Origin of the sequence: Pseudonocardia sp. SID8383 (genome assembly GCF_009864975.1) — a bacterium.
Classification (GTDB): Bacteria; Actinomycetota; Actinomycetes; order Mycobacteriales; family Pseudonocardiaceae; genus Pseudonocardia; species Pseudonocardia alni.
In genome coordinates this window covers 1-18,055 of record NZ_WWFY01000710.1, presented here as the reverse complement: position 1 = coordinate 18,055, position 18,055 = coordinate 1, and the positions used below count along the sequence as shown (strand labels likewise).

18 protein-coding genes are annotated in these 18,055 nt (G+C 72.1%); 8 read left to right on the top strand and 10 right to left on the bottom strand.

The window, feature by feature from the left end; translation table 11 throughout:
* Positions 1-161: 161 nt before the first annotated feature.
* Genes GTW08_RS17070 through GTW08_RS17060 form a run of 3 tightly spaced genes read right to left on the bottom strand, consistent with a single transcriptional unit; the run spans position 162 to position 3,648 of the window.
* Positions 162-923 (bottom strand): succinate dehydrogenase/fumarate reductase iron-sulfur subunit, encoded by a 762-nt coding sequence (locus GTW08_RS17070; RefSeq protein WP_073577415.1) that lies wholly within the window; start codon positions 921-923, stop codon positions 162-164.
* Positions 920-2,827, bottom strand: a complete 1,908-nt coding sequence (locus tag GTW08_RS17065; protein WP_073577480.1) for a fumarate reductase/succinate dehydrogenase flavoprotein subunit — start codon at positions 2,825-2,827, stop codon at positions 920-922. The genes GTW08_RS17070 and GTW08_RS17065 overlap by 4 nt, the downstream gene beginning before the upstream one ends.
* A gap of 8 nt (positions 2,828-2,835) precedes the next feature.
* Positions 2,836-3,648 (bottom strand): hypothetical protein, encoded by an 813-nt coding sequence (locus GTW08_RS17060; protein ID WP_161152220.1) that lies wholly within the window; start codon positions 3,646-3,648, stop codon positions 2,836-2,838.
* Between the two features lie 328 nt (positions 3,649-3,976).
* Here GTW08_RS17060 and gdhA point away from each other — a divergent pair, with 328 nt between their 5' ends.
* Complete coding sequence (gdhA, locus tag GTW08_RS17055) at positions 3,977-5,314, top strand: NADP-specific glutamate dehydrogenase (RefSeq protein WP_161152219.1); 1,338 nt, start codon at positions 3,977-3,979, stop codon at positions 5,312-5,314.
* Between the two features lie 78 nt (positions 5,315-5,392).
* Here the strand turns inward: gdhA and GTW08_RS17050 are convergent, their stop codons facing one another.
* From GTW08_RS17050 to GTW08_RS17040, 3 genes are read right to left on the bottom strand one after another with little or no spacing between them, the layout of a single operon-like run.
* Positions 5,393-6,142, bottom strand: a complete 750-nt coding sequence (locus GTW08_RS17050; RefSeq protein WP_062396708.1) for a succinate dehydrogenase/fumarate reductase iron-sulfur subunit — start codon at positions 6,140-6,142, stop codon at positions 5,393-5,395.
* 12 nt (positions 6,143-6,154) lie between these two features.
* The gene (locus GTW08_RS17045) at positions 6,155-8,131 is read right to left on the bottom strand and encodes a fumarate reductase/succinate dehydrogenase flavoprotein subunit (RefSeq protein WP_139282949.1); all 1,977 of its coding nucleotides are present in this window, start codon (positions 8,129-8,131) and stop codon (positions 6,155-6,157) included.
* Positions 8,132-8,135: 4 nt separating this feature from the next.
* Complete coding sequence (locus GTW08_RS17040; RefSeq protein ID WP_083658973.1) at positions 8,136-8,855, bottom strand: succinate dehydrogenase cytochrome b subunit; 720 nt, start codon at positions 8,853-8,855, stop codon at positions 8,136-8,138.
* A gap of 87 nt (positions 8,856-8,942) precedes the next feature.
* On the opposite strand from GTW08_RS17040, the gene GTW08_RS17035 reads away from it, so the two are divergent.
* A complete protein-coding gene (locus GTW08_RS17035; RefSeq protein WP_161152218.1) occupies positions 8,943-9,902 on the top strand; it encodes a LysR substrate-binding domain-containing protein in 960 nt (319 codons plus the stop codon).
* A 9-nt stretch (positions 9,903-9,911) separates the two neighbouring features.
* Here GTW08_RS17035 and GTW08_RS17030 read toward each other — a convergent pair whose 3' ends face one another.
* Complete coding sequence (locus GTW08_RS17030) at positions 9,912-10,346, bottom strand: STAS domain-containing protein (protein ID WP_161152217.1); 435 nt, start codon at positions 10,344-10,346, stop codon at positions 9,912-9,914.
* A 135-nt stretch (positions 10,347-10,481) separates the two neighbouring features.
* Between GTW08_RS17030 and GTW08_RS17025 the strand changes: the two genes are divergently transcribed.
* Positions 10,482-11,849: a mycothione reductase gene (locus tag GTW08_RS17025; protein WP_073577410.1), complete on the top strand. Its 1,368-nt coding sequence runs from the start codon at positions 10,482-10,484 to the stop codon at positions 11,847-11,849.
* Here the strand turns inward: GTW08_RS17025 and GTW08_RS17020 are convergent.
* Positions 11,846-13,018: a low temperature requirement protein A gene (locus GTW08_RS17020; RefSeq protein ID WP_073577409.1), complete on the bottom strand. Its 1,173-nt coding sequence runs from the start codon at positions 13,016-13,018 to the stop codon at positions 11,846-11,848. The genes GTW08_RS17025 and GTW08_RS17020 overlap by 4 nt on opposite strands.
* 53 nt (positions 13,019-13,071) lie before the next feature.
* Here GTW08_RS17020 and GTW08_RS17015 point away from each other — a divergent pair, with 53 nt between their 5' ends.
* The 4 genes from GTW08_RS17015 to GTW08_RS17000 are packed head-to-tail and all read left to right on the top strand — an operon-like array spanning position 13,072 to position 16,047.
* Entirely contained in the window at positions 13,072-14,226 is a 1,155-nt protein-coding gene (locus GTW08_RS17015) for a low temperature requirement protein A (protein WP_202417285.1), read from the top strand.
* Between the two features lie 16 nt (positions 14,227-14,242).
* Positions 14,243-14,731 (top strand): carboxymuconolactone decarboxylase family protein, encoded by a 489-nt coding sequence (locus GTW08_RS17010; protein WP_073577408.1) that lies wholly within the window; start codon positions 14,243-14,245, stop codon positions 14,729-14,731.
* A 12-nt stretch (positions 14,732-14,743) separates the two neighbouring features.
* Entirely contained in the window at positions 14,744-15,082 is a 339-nt protein-coding gene (locus GTW08_RS17005) for a GNAT family N-acetyltransferase (RefSeq protein ID WP_073577407.1), read from the top strand.
* Complete coding sequence (locus tag GTW08_RS17000; RefSeq protein WP_073577406.1) at positions 15,079-16,047, top strand: pirin family protein; 969 nt, start codon at positions 15,079-15,081, stop codon at positions 16,045-16,047. The genes GTW08_RS17005 and GTW08_RS17000 overlap by 4 nt, the downstream gene beginning before the upstream one ends.
* A gap of 7 nt (positions 16,048-16,054) precedes the next feature.
* Here GTW08_RS17000 and GTW08_RS16995 read toward each other — a convergent pair whose 3' ends face one another.
* A complete protein-coding gene (locus tag GTW08_RS16995; RefSeq protein ID WP_073577405.1) occupies positions 16,055-16,330 on the bottom strand; it encodes an ACT domain-containing protein in 276 nt (91 codons plus the stop codon).
* Between the two features lie 187 nt (positions 16,331-16,517).
* Here GTW08_RS16995 and GTW08_RS16990 point away from each other — a divergent pair, with 187 nt between their 5' ends.
* Complete coding sequence (locus tag GTW08_RS16990; RefSeq protein WP_073577404.1) at positions 16,518-17,270, top strand: SGNH/GDSL hydrolase family protein; 753 nt, start codon at positions 16,518-16,520, stop codon at positions 17,268-17,270.
* 21 nt (positions 17,271-17,291) lie between these two features.
* Here GTW08_RS16990 and GTW08_RS16985 read toward each other — a convergent pair.
* On the bottom strand, positions 17,292-18,055 hold a 764-nt coding region (locus GTW08_RS16985; protein WP_161152216.1), incomplete at its 5' end, for a dihydrolipoamide acetyltransferase family protein.

Below are 18,055 nucleotides of genomic sequence, written 5' to 3'. Positions count from 1 at the left end.
GAGGCGGAGGACGCGTTCGCCGAGCGCGAGCGCAAGGCCGCCGACCGGCTCGCCGAGATCCGCCGGTCGATCGAGCGCTGAGCGACCCGTCGCACCCCCGGCACGGTCCCCGCACCCCGTGCGGCGGGTGCGCCGCCCGCCGCCGGGGCGCGCCGGCACGCTCAGCTCCCGGAGCGCCGGAAGATCTTGTCCCCCAGCCACACCAGCGGGTCGTACTTGCGGTCCACCGCGCGCTCCTTGAGCGGGATGAGCGCGTTGTCGGTGATCTTGATGTGCTCGGGGCACACCTCGGTGCAGCACTTGGTGATGTTGCAGAACCCCAGCCCGTGCTCCTCCTGGGCCTCGACGGCGCGGTTGCCGTGCGCGTCGAGCGGGTGCATGTCCAGCTCCGCCATCCGCATCAGGTAGCGCGGCCCGGCGAACGCCTCCTTGTTCTCCTCGTGGTCGCGGACCACGTGGCAGGTGTTCTGGCACAGGTAGCACTCGATGCACTTGCGGAACTCCTGGCTCCGCTCGACGTCGACCTGCGCCATCCGGTACTCGCCCGGAGCCACGCCCTCGGGCGGGGTGAAGCTGGGGATCTCGCGGGCCTTGGTGTAGTTGAACGACACGTCGGTCACGAGGTCGCGGATGACCGGGAAGCTGCGCAGCGGCGTGACGGTGACGATCTCCTCGTCGTCGAAGGTGTTCATCCGCGTCATGCACATCAGCCGCGGCCGGCCGTTGATCTCCGCCGAGCACGAGCCGCACTTGCCCGCCTTGCAGTTCCACCGCACGGCCAGGTCGCCGGCCTCGGTGGCCTGCAGCCGGTGGATGACGTCGAGGACGACCTCGCCCTCGTTCACCTCCACCGGGTAGTCGACCAGCTCGCCCTTGGTGTCGTCGCCGCGCCAGACGCGGAAGTGGTGCAGGTGACTGCTCACTGGTTCCCCTCCGCGGAGTCGGCACGGTGACCGCCCAGCTCGTCTCCGGTGTAGTACTTCTTCAGCTCGTCGGACTCGAACAGGTCGAACAGGTCCGACCGCATCGGGAGCTGCTCCTGACGGGTCAGCTCGACGTCGTCCTCGCCGATCGCCCGGCACACCAGCAGCAGGTGCCGCCAGTCCGAGTCCATGACCGGGAAGTCGTCGCGGGTGTGCCCGCCCCGGGACTCCTGGCGCTCCAGCGCCGCCTTCCCGGTGCAGAGCGCGACGAGCAGCATGTTGCGCAGGTCCAGGGCCAGGTGCCAGCCCGGGTTGAACCGGCGGTGCCCCTCCACCGAGACCGTCCGGGTGCGGGTGGCGATGTCCTCGAGCTTCTTCAGCGCGAGCTCCATCTCGTCGCCCTTGCGGATGATCCCGACGAGCTCGTGCATCGTCTTCTGCAACTCCTGCTGCACGACGAACGGGTTCTCCCCGCCCGCGGTCGCGCTGGAGAACGGCAGCATCGCCCGCTCCAACGCGGCGGCGACGTCGGACTCGGCCACGGCGGGCCGGCCGGTGTCGGCGTGCTGCGCGGCGTGCAGCCCGGCGCGACGCCCGAACACCAGCAGGTCCGACAGCGAGTTGCCGCCGAGCCGGTTGGAGCCGTGCATGCCGCCCGCGACCTCGCCCGCAGCGAACAGGCCGGGGACCTTCGACATCGCGGTGTCCGGCTCGACCTCCACCCCGCCCATCACGTAGTGACAGGTCGGGCCGACCTCCATCGGCTCCTTGGTGATGTCGACGTCGGCCAGCTCCTTGAACTGGTGGTGCATCGACGGCAGCCGCTTGAGGATCTCCTCGGGCTTCAGCCGGGTCGACACGTCGAGGAACACCCCGCCGTGCTCGGTCCCGCGCCCGGCCTTGACCTCGGAGTTGATCGCCCGGGCCACCTCGTCGCGGGGCAGCAGCTCCGGCGGGCGCCGGTTGTTGTCCGGGTCGGTGTACCAGCGGTCGCCCTCCTCCTCGGAGGTGGCGTACTGCTCCTTGAACACGTCCGGCACGTACTCGAACATGAACCGCTTGCCGTCGGTGTTGCGCAGCACGCCGCCGTCGCCGCGGACCGACTCGGTGACCAGCAGCCCGCGCACCGACGGCGGCCACACCATGCCCGTTGGGTGGAACTGCAGGAACTCCATGTTGATCAGCGTCGCGCCGGCGCGCAGGGCCAGCGCGTGGCCGTCGCCGGTGTACTCCCAGGAGTTCGACGTGACCGAGTAGCTCTTCCCGACCCCGCCGGTGGCGAGCACGATCGCGGGCGCGTCGAAGCGCACGAACCGGCCGTCGCCGCGGAAGTAGCCGAAGCAGCCCGAGATCGCGCCGTCGGTGGTGAACAGCTCGGTGATCGTGCACTCGTGGAAGACCCGGATGCGGGACTCGGCGTCACCGGTCTCGGCGAGGTCCTCCTGCTGCAGCGAGACCACCTTCTGCTGCAGGGTGCGGATCAGCTCCAGGCCGGTCCGGTCGCCGACGTGCGCCAGCCGCGGGTAGGTGTGCCCGCCGAAGTTGCGCTGGCTGATCTTTCCGTCCTTCGTGCGGTCGAACAGCGCCCCGTAGGTCTCCAGCTCCCAGACCCGGTCCGGGGCCTCCTTGGCGTGCAGCTCGGCCATCCGCCAGTTGTTGAGGAACTTCCCGCCGCGCATGGTGTCGCGGTAGTGGACCTGCCAGTTGTCGTTCGGGTTGGCGTTGCCCATCGACGCCGCGCAGCCGCCCTCGGCCATCACGGTGTGCGCCTTGCCGAACAGCGACTTGGAGATGATCGCCGTCCGCTTGCCCTGCAGCCGCGCCTCGATCGCCGCCCGCAGACCGGCACCGCCGGCCCCGATGACGACGACGTCGTAGTCGTGCCGCTCGATCTGTTCGTCCATCTCGGTGCTCACCCCACGATCCGCAGGTCGCTGATCCAGCCGGCGGAGACGGCCATGACGTAGAAGTCGGTGACGGCGAGGCTCACCAGCGTCGCCCACGCGAACTGGTTGTGCCGCGTGTTCAGCTTCGAGACCTGGGTCCACAGCTTGTAGCGGACCGGGTGCTTCGAGAAGTGGTTGAGCCGCCCGCCGACGGCGCTGCGGCACGAGTGGCACGAGAGCGTGTAGCCGAACAGCAGCACCACGTTCACGACCAGGATGATGTTGCCCAGCCCCAGGCCGAACCCGCCGCCGGGTTTGGCGAAGGCCAGCACCGCGTCGTAGGCGTTGATCAGCGTGATGATCCCGGCGATGTAGAAGAAGTAGCGGTGCGCGTTCTGCAGGATCAGCGGGAAGCGCGTCTCACCGGTGTAGCGGCGGTGCGGCTCGGCGACCGCGCAGGCCGGCGGGGAGAGCCAGAACGCCCGGTAGTAGGCCTTGCGGTAGTAGTAGCAGGTCAGCCGGAACAGCAGCAGGAACGGCAGGGAGACCGCCGCGTAGGGCAGCCACCACACGTCGGGCAGGAACCGGCCGAAGTGCGAGGCCTCCTCCACGCAGCCCATCGAGACGCAGGGCGAGTAGAACGGCGTCAGATAGCCGTACTCGGCGACGAAGTAGTGGTCCTGCATGAAGGCCCGCACCGTGGCGTAGGCGACCCAGGCGACGAACGCGACGAAGGTCGCGAGCGGTGGGAGCCACCATCGGTCGGTGCGCAGCGTGCGTGCAGCGATGGTTGCCCGGCCCGAGCCGGCCCGGCCGCCGGTGTCAGTGGTGGATGACACGCGCGGGAGCTCCTGTCGTCTCACCGGCACCATGACCCGGTGCGGGCCCGGACACAGCGCCGTGTCCAACTCGTCACCACGCGGGGGCGCGGGACCGCCAGAGAATACGACGCGGATCACATGTGATCTACGTCGGTGCCCGATTCGGTCCCGGATGGAGATGTGGCTCACAGCGGCCGGGGTCACACCGTCTGTGATCCGATCGATGCCTCCGCGGAACGGCCGCGGTGGTCTCATGAACAGTCGACCCGGCCGATCCCGGGCATCCCCGGTCCGTGACCGGCCGCCGGCGCCCTGCCGGTCGCCGAGAGGAGAACGAGCAGCACCGATGCACCCCACCCTCGAACCCATCCACCAGCGCGTCCTGGACCGCAACCCGGGCGAGACCGAGTTCCACCAGGCCGTCCACGAGGTGCTGGAGAGCATCGGCCCGGCTGTGGACAAGCACCCGGAGTACGCCGAGGCGCGGATCGTCGAGCGGATCTGCGAGCCCGAGCGGCAGATCATCTTCCGGGTGCCGTGGGAGGACGACGACGGGGACATCCACATCAACCGGGGCTTCCGGGTGGAGTTCAACAGCGCGCTGGGCCCGTTCAAGGGCGGTCTGCGGTTCCACCCGACCGTGCTGCTCGGGACGGTCAAGTTCCTCGGCTTCGAACAGATCTTCAAGAACGCCCTGACCGGGCTGCCGATCGGCGGCGGCAAGGGCGGATCGGACTTCGACCCGCGGGGGCGCTCCGATCGCGAGATCATGCGCTTCTGCCAGAGCTTCATGACCGAGCTCTACCGCCACCTCGGTGAGTACACCGATGTCCCCGCCGGGGACATGGGTGTCGGCGGCCGCGAGCTCGGCTACCTGTTCGGCCAGTACAAGCGCATCACCAACCGCTACGAGTCCGGTGTGCTGACCGGGAAGGCGCTGGCCTTCGGCGGTGCGCAGGTCCGGCGCGAGGCCACCGGCTACGGCAGCGCGTTCTTCGCCCGTCGCGCCCTGGAGGTCCGCGGGGACTCGCTGGAGGGCAAGGACGTCGTGGTGTCCGGCTCGGGCAACGTCGCGCTCTACACCGTGGAGAAGGTCCACCAGCTCGGCGGCCGGGTCGTCGCGGTGTCGGACTCCGACGGCGTCGTGCACGACCCCCAGGGGGTGGACCTGGAACTGCTCAAGGACATCAAGGAGGTCCGGCGCGAGCGGCTGCACGTCTACACCGACAAGATCGGGCGCGCCGAGTTCTCCACCGACCGCTCCATCTGGGACGTGCCCTGCCAGGTCGCGCTGCCCTCGGCGACCCAGAACGAGCTCGACGCCGACGGCGCCCGCGCCCTGCTGCGCTCGGGATGCCTGTTCGTCGGTGAGGGCGCGAACATGCCGACGACCCCGGACGCGGTGGAGGTGCTGCGCGAGGGGGGCGCGATCTTCGCCCCGGGCAAGGCCGCGAACGCCGGCGGTGTCGCGGCGTCGGCGCTGGAGATGCAGCAGAACGCCTCGCGCGACTCGTGGAGCTTCGAGTACTCGGAGAACCGGCTGAGCGAGATCATGACCGACATCCACGACCGCTGCCACGCCACCGCCGAGGAGTACGGACGACCGGGCGACTACGTCGCCGGGGCGAACATCGCGGGCTACGCCCGGGTCGCCGACGCGATGCTGGCGCTCGGCCTGGTCTGAGCGACCGGCTCGCCGACGACAACGGGGCCCGGTCACCACTGCGGTGGTGACCGGGCCCCGGCCGTCGTCGCGGGTCCGCTACTTCTTGCGGCCGCCCACCGTGGCCGCGAGGTAGTCGCGGTTCAGCTGGGAGATCACGTCGAGCGGGATCTCCTTCGGGCAGGCGGTGGCGCAGGCGCCGGTGTTGGTGCAGCCGCCGAACCCGGCGGCCTCGTGCTCCTCCACCATGCTGACGACGCGCTCGTAGCGCTCCGGCTGGCCCTGCGGCAGCTCACCCAGGTGGGTCAGCTTCGCGCCCAGGAACAGCGACGCCGACCCGTTCGGGCAGGCCGCGACGCAGGCACCGCAGCCGATGCAGTTCGCCGCGGCGAACGAGCGGTCCGCGGCGACCTTCGGCACGGCGTTGGAGTTGGCCTCCGGCGCCGACCCGGTGTTCACCGAGACGTAGCCGCCGGCCTGGATCATCTTGTCGAACGCGGCGCGGTCGACGACGAGGTCCTTGATGACCGGGAAGGAGCCCGAACGGAACGGCTCGATGACGATGGTGTCGCCGTCGGAGTAGTGCCGCATGTGCAGCTGGCAGGTGGTGGTCGCCCGCTGCGGGCCGTGCGGCCGGCCGTCGATGACCATGCTGCACGAGCCGCAGATGCCCTCGCGGCAGTCGTGGTCGAACGCGACCGGCTCGTCGCCGGAGAGGATCAGCTTCTCGTTGAGCACGTCGAGCATCTCGAGGAACGACATGTCCTCGTCGGCGTCGACGGTGTAGTTCACCAGGCGACCCTTGTCGACCGCGTCGCGCTGGCGCCAGACCTTCAGATTGAGCTTCACGGGGTCCTCGCCTTACTTGTAGCTGCGCTGGGTCGGGTGCACGTACTCGAACGTGAGCTCCTCCTTGTGCAGGACCGGAGCCTGCCCGCGGCCGGTGTACTCCCAGGCCGAGGTGAAGGAGAAGTTCTCGTCGTCGCGCTGCGCCTCGCCGTCCTCGGTCTGGCTCTCCCCGCGGAAGTGACCGCCGCAGGACTCGCGACGCACGAGCGCGTCGAGACACATGAGCTCGCCGAGCTCGAGGAAGTCGGCCACCCGGCCGGCCTTCTCCAGGCTCTGGTTGAGCTCCGCGCCGGTACCCGGCACCTTGACGTTGTTCCAGAACTCGCGACGGAGCTCGGGGATGCGGTCCAGCGCCTTGCGCAGACCCTCCTCGGTGCGCTCCATCCCGCAGTAGTCCCACATGATCTGGCCCAGCTCGCGGTGGAACGAGTCCACCGTGCGGGTGCCGTTGATCGACAGGAACTGGTCGATCCGGTCGGTGACCGACTGCACGGCCTCGACGACCTCGGGCGCGTCGTCCGGGACGGCGTCGAGCTCGTTCTTGGCCAGGTAGTCGCCGATCGTGACCGGGAGGACGAAGTAGCCGTCGGCCAGGCCCTGCATCAGCGCGGAGGCGCCGAGCCGGTTCGCGCCGTGGTCGGAGAAGTTGGCCTCGCCCGCCACGTAGAGACCCGGGACGGTCGACTGCAGGTCGTAGTCGACCCAGAGGCCACCCATCGTGTAGTGCACGGCGGGGAAGATCCGCATCGGGACCTCGTACGGGTTCTCACCCGTGATCCGCTCGTACATCTCGAACAGGTTGCCGTACTTGTTCTCGACGGCCTTGCGGCCGAGCCGCTGGATGGCGTCGTCGAAGTCCAGGTACACGCCCAGGCCCGACGGTCCGACGCCGCGCTTCTCGTCGCAGACCTCCTTGGCGGCCCGGGACGCGATGTCGCGGGGCACCAGGTTGCCGAACGCCGGGTACTTGCGCTCAAGGAAGTAGTCGCGCTCGTCGTGCGGGATCTCGTTCGGCCCGCGGTCGTCGCCGAGCTTCTTCGGGACCCAGACGCGGCCGTCGTTGCGCAGCGACTCCGACATCAGGGTCAGCTTCGACTGATGGTCGCCGGAGACCGGGATGCAGGTCGGGTGGATCTGGGTGAAGCAGGGGTTCGCGAACAGCGCGCCCTTGCGGTGCGCCCGCCACCCGGCGGTCACGTTGCAGCCCTTGGCGTTCGTCGACAGGTAGAAGACGTTGCCGTAGCCGCCGGAGGCGAGCACGACCGCGTCGGCGGTGTGCACCTCGATCTCGCCGGAGACCATGTCGCGCGCGACGATGCCGCGGGCGCGCCCCTCGACCACGATCAGCTCGAGCATCTCGTGCCGGGCGTACATCTCGACGGTGCCGGCCTTCACCTGGCGCTCCAGCGCCTGGTAGGCGCCGATCAGCAGCTGCTGGCCGGTCTGGCCGCGGGCGTAGAAGGTGCGGGAGACCTGCACGCCGCCGAACGAGCGGTTGTCGAGCAGACCGGCGTAGTCGCGGGCGAACGGGACACCCTGGGCGACGCACTGGTCGATGATCTGGCGGGAGATCTCGGCGAGCCGGTGGACGTTGGACTCCCGCGCACGGAAGTCGCCGCCCTTCACGGTGTCGTAGAACAGCCGGTACACGCTGTCGCCGTCGTTGCGGTAGTTCTTCGCCGCGTTGATGCCGCCCTGCGCGGCGATCGAGTGCGCGCGCCGCGGGCTGTCCTGGTAGCAGAACGTCTTGACGTGGTAGCCGGCTTCGCCGAGCGTCGCGCTCGCGGAGCCGCCGGCCAGGCCGGAACCCACGACGATGATCTTCTTCGAGCGCTTGTTCGCCGGGTTGACCAGCTTGACGCCGAACCGGCGGCGCTCCCAGCGGGTCTCGATGGCACCCGAGGGGACCGCCTTGTCGACGACCGGCTCACCGGTCGCGTAGTCGGCGTAGGAAACGTGGTGGGACGAGGCGTCAGTGCTGTCAGTCATGGGATCAGACCACTCCGAACGTGACGGCGAGGGGCACCGAGATGAAGCCGAGGGTCAGCACGGCGGCGAAGACCGTCGACACCACCTTGATGGTGCGCTCACGGCTGTTCGACGACCACCCGAGCGTCTGGATGCCCGAGAAGATGCCGTGCTGGACGTGGAAGCCCAGCGCGACCACCGCGAGGACGTAGAACAGGGTGACGTACCAGCGGGCGAGGGTGAAGTCGGCCGCGAGGTTGTCGGCCACCGCGAGGTGCACGCCGTTCGGGTTCAGCGTGCCCGCGGTGAGGTCGAGCAGGTGGTAGACCACGAACAGCGCGATGATCACGCCACCCCAGCGCATGGTGCGGGCCGCGTAGCTGCCCTTGACCTGGTAGGAGCCGCCCGCGTACTTGATCGGGCGGGCCCTGCGCGCACGCAGGGCGAGCATCGTCGCCGACCAGATGTGGGCGACCACCGCGACGACCAGCACCACGCGGACGATCCAGAGCATGCCCGAGTAGGGCAGCGCCGGTTCCAGGATGGTGCGCAGCCAGGCCGCGTAGTGATCGATCGCCTCGGGGCCGAAGAAGATCTTCAGGTTCCCGATCATGTGCAGCGTGACGTAGCCGAGCAGCACGACGCCGCTCACCGCCATCACGAACTTCAGCAGCGCACTGGGCGTGCGCGGGCGCCGGGGTGCGGCGGGCTCGGCTCCGCCGCCGGCCCGGGACTTCTCGGACATCGTGACCACGTCCTCCAGTGGACATACCAACGGGTAAGGCAGTCCAATGCATGAAACGGTCTCCGCTCATAGCCGTAAGCTATGCACGTGACACTTCAGCAGCTCATGTACTTCGTCGCCGTGGCGAACGTGCGCAGCTTCACTCGGGCGGCCGACCAGGTGGGGGTCGCCCAGCCGACCCTGAGCCGCGCGCTGCGGGCGCTGGAGGACGAGCTGGGCTCCCCGCTGATCAACCGCGGGTCGGCCGTCACGCTGACCCCGGCCGGTGAGGCGGTGCTGCCACTGGCACGCAGGATGCTCGCCGATTCCGACATGGTCCGCACGACGGTGGCCGAGATGGTCGGCCTGCGCAGCGGCCGGGTGCGGGTCGGGGCGACGCCGTCGCTGTGCATCGGCGTGCTGTCCGACGTGCTGCGGGTCTTCCACGCCCGGCACCCCGAGATCGCCGTCGAGCTCGCCGAGGACGGCTCGCAGCCGCTGGAGGCGGCGCTGGTGCAGGGGGAGCTGGACGTCGCGCTGGTGATCGTGCCCCCCGACGGGGTGGACCCGACCCTGCACACCGCTCCCCTGCTGCGCGAACGGCTCTCGGTCGCCTCGCCGCGGGCGCGCAGGCCGCTGACCCCGCGCGGGTCGATGACGGTGTCCGAGCTCGCCCGGCACGATCTGGTGATGGTGCGCCAGGGCTACGACCTGCGGGAGGTGACCCTGCGGGCCTACGCCGTCGCCGGGGTCACGCCGCGGATCGCCGTCGAGGGCGGTCAGATGGACGCGGTGCTGCGCATGGTCGAGGCCGGCACCGGGGTGGCGGTGGTGCCGGACCTGACGTTCATCGGGCGGCCGCGGCTGCGGCGCACGGTGCTCAACCCGGCGATCCACCGCACGGTGGCGCTGGCGCGGCGGTCCGACATCGCCCCCACCCCGGCCGTCATCGCCTTCGCGGACACGCTGCTGGAGCACATGTCCGACACCTCGGCGTCGCTGCGGGAGGGCATGACCGACGTCCAGGTGCTGCACCGGCACCGGACCGGCCGGGAGCTGCTCGGCTGAGGGCCGGGGTCAGTCGGGCACCGGGAACAGCGGGGCGTGGCCCCCGGGGCCCTCCGGCGGCGGGTGCGGGTCGAGCACCCGCAGGTGCTCGCACGTCCCGGTCACCTGCAGGACCCGGCGGACCTGGCGCGCCGCGCCGCAGTACAGCTCCAGCACCACCCCGGCCGCGGCGGCGTCGCGGTGGCAGTCCAGCAGCGCCGCGATCCCGGCCGAGCCGAGGAAGCCGACCGCGGACAGGTCCAGCACGACCCGCGGGGCCGCGGAGAACCAGGCGCCCACCTGCTCGGCCAGGAACGGCGCGGTCGCGGCGTCGACGTCGCCGACGGCGTGCAGCGCCACCGGCCCCGACGGGTGCGGCACCGCCTCCAGGGCCAGACCGCCGCCCTCCGCGGTCGCGGCGGACAGGCCGGGCACTCCTCCCGGGCCGTCCGTCGGATCGGTCATCACCGGCCGCCTCCCGCGGGGCGCCGCGCCACCGCCGGGGCCAGAGTGCCAGTACCGCACACCGATCGCCCGATGACGGCGGCGTCGTCGCCCCGTCGACGCGCGGCACGCCGCCGGTCTTCCTACGCTCGGCGGGTGGCCCATCACGATCTCGCAATCGTCGGCACCGGATCCGGGAACATGATCGTCGACGACCGCTTCGACGGTCTCGATGTCGCCCACGTCGAGGCGACCCGGTTCGGCGGGACCTGCCTCAACGTCGGCTGCATCCCGACCAAGATGCTCGCCTACACCGCCGAGGTCGCCGAGACCGTGCGGGCGGCGTCGTCCTACGGCGTGGACGCCCGGATCGACCGGATCCGCTGGAGCGACATCCGCGACCGGGTCTTCGCCCGGCTCGACCCGATCGGCGACGAGGGCCGCGACCACCGCCGACACGACGGCACCGTCTACGACGGCGTGGCCCGCTTCACCGGGCCGCGCGCGATGACCGTGGACCTGGGCGACGGCGGCACCGCGGAGTTCACCGCGGACCGGATCGTGCTCGCCGTCGGGGGACGGCCGGTGGTCCCGCCACCGGTCGCGGACTCGGGCGTCCCGTTCCACACCTCCGACACGATCATGCGGATCGACGAGCTGCCCGAGCACCTGGCGATCATCGGAGGCGGCTACATCGCGGCCGAGTTCGCGCACGTGTTCGGCGGGCTGGGCTGCGCGGTCACGATCATCGAGAGCGCCGACACACTGCTCGGCGGGATGGACGAGACCGTCGTGGAGCGGTTCACCGACGCCGCCCGCGAGCGCTTCACCGTCCACACCGGCCGGACGGTGGAGAAGGTCACCGGCGGCGAGGGCGACGTGCGGCTGCACCTCGACGACGGCACGGAGGTCCGGGCCGACCGGCTGCTCGTCGCGGCCGGGCGCCGTCCGAACTCCGACCGGCTCGGCCTGGACCACGCCGGGGTCGACACCGACGACGCCGGCCGCGTCGTCGTCGACGCCCACGGCCGCACCACCGCCGACGGGGTGTGGGCGCTGGGCGACATCTCGACCCCGCACCCGCTCAAGCACGTCGCGAACCACGAGGCCGAGGTCGTCGGGCACAACCTCGCCCACCCCGACGACCTGCGCGAGGTCGACCACCGGTTCGTGCCGGCCGCGGTGTTCACCACCCCGCAGATCGGCTCCGTGGGGCGCACCGAGCAGCAGTGCCGCGAGGAGGACCTGGAGTTCCGGGTCGGGCTCCACGAGTACGCCGATGTCGCCTTCGGCTGGGCGCTGGAGGAGCAGCGCGGGTTCTGCAAGGTCCTCGTCGCCCCCGACGGCACGCTGCTGGGGGCGCACCTGCTCGGCCCGCAGGCGTCGACGATGGTCCAGCAGCTGGTGCAGGCGATGGCGCTGGGCGTGACCGCGGAGCGGCTCGCCGACGTCCAGTACTGGATCCACCCCGCCCTGACCGAGGTGCTGGAGAACGCGCTGCGCGGCGCCGTCGAGGAGGACTAGGCGCGCCGCTCGGCCAGCTCGGTGACCACGGCCAGCCCGACCACCACGGCGAGCACGACCAGCCCGATCACGATGGCGGGCAGCGCGTGCCCGGCGACGAGCGCGACCGCCGCGGCCGCGGCCAGCACGGCCGCGGCGGCGTAGCGCGACCACCCGACCGTCCCGGTGCGGCCCTGCAGGTAGAGCTTGTTGCCCACGAGGTAGAGCAGCGGACCGCCGACCGAGGTCAGCACCAGGGCCGGGGTGTTCTCCGGGTGCGTGAGGTGCAGGTCGATCGCGACCGCGAACAGCACCGCGCCGGCCACCATCAGGCCGTGTGCGTAGGCGAACGCGGCCCGCGCCGCGCGGGTCGACCCGTCGCCGGAGGCCGCCCGGGTGCCGTGTCCGGCGAGCGCGAAGTAGGACCACCACAGCGCGACCAGGCCGGCGAACCCGAGCAGGGTGATCACCACCGCGTAGGGGGTCACGACCTCCATCTCCGACAGCGTGAAACCCATGATCAGGATCGACTCGCCGAGCGCGATGATGAACACCAGCCGATTGCGCTCGGCGAGGTGCTCCACGTCGGTCGGCCACTCCTCCATCGGGGTGCGGCCGAGCCCCGGCACCCGGAACTCGAACCGCGGGCCCGCCATGTCGACGGCGACGGCGACGGCCCAGACCACGAGCCGCGCCACCGGCGGGAGGAACGCGCCGAGGACCATCAGCACCGACGCGGCCGTGCTCCACACCAGCAGGTTGCGGTAGTTGCGGGCCATGACGTGCCCGCGCATGGTCACGACGAGGAACAGCGGGCGGCCGATCTGGGCGGCGGCGAAGCACAGCGCGAACAGCAGGCCCGAGTCGCCGAACGCGCCCGGCAGCGCCAGGGCCATCCCGAGTGCCGCGAGCATCAGCCCGGCGTTGAGCATCCGGACCGACGGCCGGGCCGGGTCCAGGTAGTTCATCGCCCAGGCCGAGTAGTTCCACAGCCACCAGACCGCGGCGAACAGGACCGCCGTCTCCAGCGCCCCGACCGGGGTCAGGTGGTACAGCAGCGTGTGCGAGACCTGGACGATCGCGAACACGTAGACGAGGTCGAAGTACAGCTCGATCGGGGCGACCTCGGAGTCGCCCGCCCGGCGCAGCACCCGTGGCCGGGTGTCCGGTGTGGTGTCCGGTGTGGTCATCGGTGGGTCCTTCCCCGTGTCGGCGCAGCCGAAGGGTAGTGCGGCGCGCAACGATGGCCGGTGTGAACCTCGGTCTGCGCGCGATGCGCCCCCGCGACCCGGACGAGCCCCACCGGGCGGCCAGTCCGCTGGAGCTGTTCTTCGACCTGGTGTTCGTGGTGGCGGTGTCGCTGTCGTCGGCCGCGCTGCACCACTCGGAGTCCGGCGGGCACATCGGTGCCGGGGTCGGGTCGTACCTGCTGGTGTTCTTCGGCATCTGGTGGGCCTGGATGAACTTCACCTGGTTCGCCTCGGCCTTCGACGTCGACGACTGGCTCTACCGCGTCACCACCCTGGTGCAGATGGCGGGGGCGCTGGTCCTGGCCGCGGGGACCCCGTCGGCGATGGCCGGTGAGGGCTACGGCGTGCTCGTCGCGGGCTACGTGGTGATGCGCCTGGCGATGGTCACGCAGTGGCTGCGGGCGGCCCGCTCGCACCGGGAGCTGCGGGTCACGGCGCTGCGCTACGCGGGCGGCATCGTCGTCGTCCAGCTGCTGTGGATCACCTGGGTGCTCGTGGACCCGCACCCGGTGGGGTTCGTCGTGCTGGCGCTGGCCGAGCTGGCGGTCCCGGTGGTCGCCGAGCGGGCGCGGACGACACCGTGGCACCCGCACCACATCGCCGAGCGCTACAGCCTGTTCACCCTGATCCTGCTGGGCGAGTCGGTCCTGGCGTCGACGACGGCGGTGGTCGACGCGCTGTCCTCCGCCGAGCACCTGGGCCCGCTGCTGCTGCTCTCGGCGTGCGGGCTCGTGCTGGCGGCGGGCATGTGGTGGGTCTACTTCGCCCGCGACCAGCACGAGCACCTGCGGGCCATGCCACGGGCGCTGGTGCACGGCTACGGCCACTACCTCGTCTTCGCCGCGGCCGGGGCGTTCTCGGCGGGCATCGAGGTGGCCGTCGACGTCGACACCACCGCGACCGGGCTGTCCGCCGCCGCGGCCGGGGCGACGCTGACCGTGCCAGTCGCGCTGTTCGTCCTCGGGGTGTGGGCGCTCGCGCTGCGCCCCACGCTCACCGCCGGGCGCAGCGCCGCCGTCGTCGTGCTGGCGGGGCTGCTGGGACTGTCGGCGTTCGCGCCGTTCACCCCGGTCGTCGCCGCGGTGGTGATGGTGGCGGTGGTCGTGACCGTCGAGACGGCACCCGCCCGGAACACCGTCGCCGCGTGACGGGTTCGGAGGTGACATGGGCCGGGTGTGGATCGACAAGCAGACCCCCGAGGTGTTCCGGGCGATGACCGACGTCGTCGCGGTCGTGCGCGAGCGCGCCGCCGCGGCCGGGGTGGACCGGGACCTGCTGGAGCTGGTGAACCTGCGGGTCTCGCAGATCAACGGCTGCGAGACCTGCCTGGACACGCACTGGCGGTCGGGGCTGGCGGCCGGACTGACCCCGCAGCGGATGGCGCTGCTCCCGGCCTGGCGCGACAGCGCCCTCTACGACGACCGCGAGCGCGCCGCACTCGGTCTCGCCGAGGCCGTCACCCGGACCGCCGGGACCCACCTCGACGACGACGCCTACGCCGCCGTCCGCGGTGCCCTCACCGACGACGAGGTGTCGGTGCTGGTCTGGGCGGCGATCACCATCAACGCGTTCAACCGGGTCTCGATCCTGTCGGCGCACCCCGTCCCCGAGCGCGACGCCGACGGCCGCGTGGTGCGGCGCCGGGCGTCCTGAGAGGCTGACCACATGCCCGGCGACACCGACGACACCGTGGTCACCCACGACACCGGCCACCACCGCTACGAGATCCTGATCGACGGCACCGTGGTCGGCCGGGCCGAGTACGTCGACGACCACGAGCAGCGGATCTTCCACCACACCGAGGTCGACCCGGAGCTGTCCGGGCGCGGGCTCGCGAGCACCCTGGTCCGCTTCGCGCTGGACGACACCCGCGCCGCCGGGAAGCGGATCGTGCCGGTCTGCCCGTACGTGCGGCGCTGGGTGTCGACCCACCAGGGCTACGCCGACATCCTCGACCCGGTGACGCCCGACGCCGTCGCCACCGTCCGGCGGAGGGCGCGGTGAGCAACGTCGAGACCGTGCCGGAGGAGGTCGTCTGCGGGGGCGACACCGCCGCCGCGGAGCTGGTGACCCCGCGCGACGTGCCGTTGGGTGGGCCGCGCGCGATGACGGTGCGCCGCACGCTGCCGCGCCGCACCCGGTCGCTGATCGGGGCCTGGTGCTTCCTCGACCACTACGGCCCGGACCGGGTCGCCGACACCGGCGGGATGGCCGTGCCGGGGCATCCGCACACCGGGCTGGCGACGGTGTCGTGGCTGTTCACCGGGGAGGTCGAGCACCGCGACACCACCGGCGCGCACGCGGTCGTGCGCCCGGGCGAGCTGAACCTGATGACCGCGGGGTCCGGCATCGCACACTCGGAGTTCTCCACGCCCGGTACCGAGGTGCTGCACGGGGTGCAGCTGTGGCTGGCGCTGCCCGCCGCGCACCGGGACACCGCGCCCCGCTTCGAGCACTACGCACCGCCCCGGGTGCGGGCCGGGGACGCCGCGCTGCGGGTGTTCCTCGGGTCGCTGGCCGGGTCGTCGTCGCCGGTGGAGACGTTCACCCCGCTGCTGGGCGCCGAGGTCGTGCTGCCCGCCGGCGCGGCGGTGACGCTCGACGTCGACGCCGGGTTCGAGCACGGCGTGCTGGTCGACACCGGCGCGGCGCGGGTGTGCGGGACGGCGGCCGCGTCCGCCGAGCTCGTGTACCTCCCGCCGGGCCGTACGACCCTGGACCTGCACGCCGGCGACGACGGCGCCCGCCTGGTGCTGCTCGGCGGGGAGCCGTTGGGCGAGCAGATCGTGATGTGGTGGAACTTCGTCGGTTCCACCCACGACGAGATCGCGGCCTTCCGGGAGCAGTGGCAGGACGAGCGTGCCGCCGGAGGGTGGGACGGTGGGCGCTTCGGGGTGTTCCCGGACGCCTGGGAGTCGACGTTGCCGGCGCCGGAGCTGCCGAACGCGCGGTTGACGCCTCGGGGGTAGCCCTGGATCAGCCCAGGTCGGCGCGCACCACCGGCACGACCCGGCGCAGCTGCTCGAGGAGCAGGTCGGCGGCCCGGCCGTCGCGGGTGACGACGAGGTCGACCCGGCCGATCTCGCCGGACATGTCGACCCGCAGCGAGCGGACCTTCCAGCGGCGCGACCGCAGCGTGGTGAGGACCTTGTACAGGCCGTCGTCGGCGTCGGTCAGCAGCAGCGAGACGACGTGACCGTGCTCGGCGGGATCGCTTCCGGTACGGGTGCGCTCGGTGGTGGGGGCGTTCATCGGATCTCCGGTGTTCGAGGGCGAACGTCAGGATCCGGCCAGGTCCGGCGGGCACGACGTGCCACGCGCCGGCTCCCTGGCTTCAGCCGGCGCGCCGTGTAATGGTCCGACCGCGCACGGGACGAGGGTAACAGCCGTCACCACCCCCGGGCCGAGCCGCGGCGATCGCGACGCGGATGCTGACCCCGTGCGGTACGTGGCGATCGGGGACAGCTTCACCGAGGGCGTGGGCGACGAGGACGCCGCCGGCATCCCGCGCGGCTGGGCCGACCGGGTCGCCGCCGGGCTGGCCGGCGCCTCCGGCGAACCGGTGCACTACGCGAACCTGGCCGTACGGGGCCGGCTGCTGGCCGACGTCGTCGGGCCGCAGCTCGACGCCGCGCTGGCGCTGGACCCCGCACCGACGCTGATCACGCTCAACGGCGGCGGGAACGACATGCTGCGCCCCCGCACCGACGTCGCCGGGCTCGCCGCGCTGACCGCCCGCGCCGTCGACCGCTGCGCGGCGGCGGGGGTCCGGCTGGTGCTGCTCAGCGGCGCCGACCCGTCGGACCGGCTCCCGCTGGGACGGGTCGTCCACCGCCGCGGCGCCGAGCTGTCGGCGACGGTGCGCACGCTCGCCGCCGCACACGGGCTCACCTTCGTCGACGTGTTCGGCGACGCCGAGATCCGCAGGCCCGGCTACTGGTCGGACGACCGCCTGCACCTGGGCACGCCCGGGCACCTGCGCGCCGCCGGGCTGGTGCTGGAGGCACTCGGGGTGCGCGGCGCGACGCCCGCGACGACCGTCGCCACGACCTCGCCGACCGGGCCGGCCGCGGGGCTCGCCTACTACCGCGCCCACGTCCTGCCCTGGGTCGGACGACGCCTGCGGGGCCGGTCCTCCGGGGACGGCCGCCCGGCGAAGGCCCCGGCCTGGACGGTCGTCCCGGCGCGCTGAGCCGCGGGGCGGCGCCGGGCGTCACAGGTCGGCCAGCGCGGACAGCGGCGACTCGACGGCGTCGGCGACGAACCGCAGGAACCCGCCCGCGGTGCCGCCGTCGCAGACGCGGTGGTCGAACACCAGCGACAGCTGGGTGATCGACCGCGGGACGACCGCGCCGTCGACGACCCACGGCCGCGGCAGCACCCGCCCGACGCCCAGCATCGCGACCTCGGGATGGTTGATGATCGCGGCGCTGCCGTCGACGCCGAGCACCCCGTAGTTGTTCAGGGTGAACGACCCGCGGGTCAGCTCGGTGGCGGTGACCGAGCCGTCCCGGGCCGCCGCGGTGAGCCGGCGGATCTCGGTGTCGAGGCCGCGCATCCCGAGGCGGTGGGCGTCGGCGACCGAGGGGACGACCAGACCACGGTCGGTCTGCGCGGCGATGCCGAGGTGCACCCCGTCGAGGTGCACGATCTCCCCCGCCTGCGGGTCGACCCGGGCGTTGAGCTCGGGGAACCGAGCGAGACCGGCGACGACGAACCGGGCCAGGATCGCGAGCAGCCCGACCGGGCGGCCGTCGGTGCCGGTGAGCTGCGGGCGCAGGGCGAGCAGGTCGGTGGCGTCGACGTCGACCCAGGTCGTGGCCTCGGGGATCTCGGCGCGGCTGCGGGTCAGGGTCTCGGCGACGGCGCGGCGGACCCCGCGCAGCGGCACGATCGCCCGCACCGCGAGCCCGGTGCGGGGGTCATGCTCCGGCGCGACGGCGGTCGTCGCAGCGGACGGTGCGGCGGCAGGCCGTG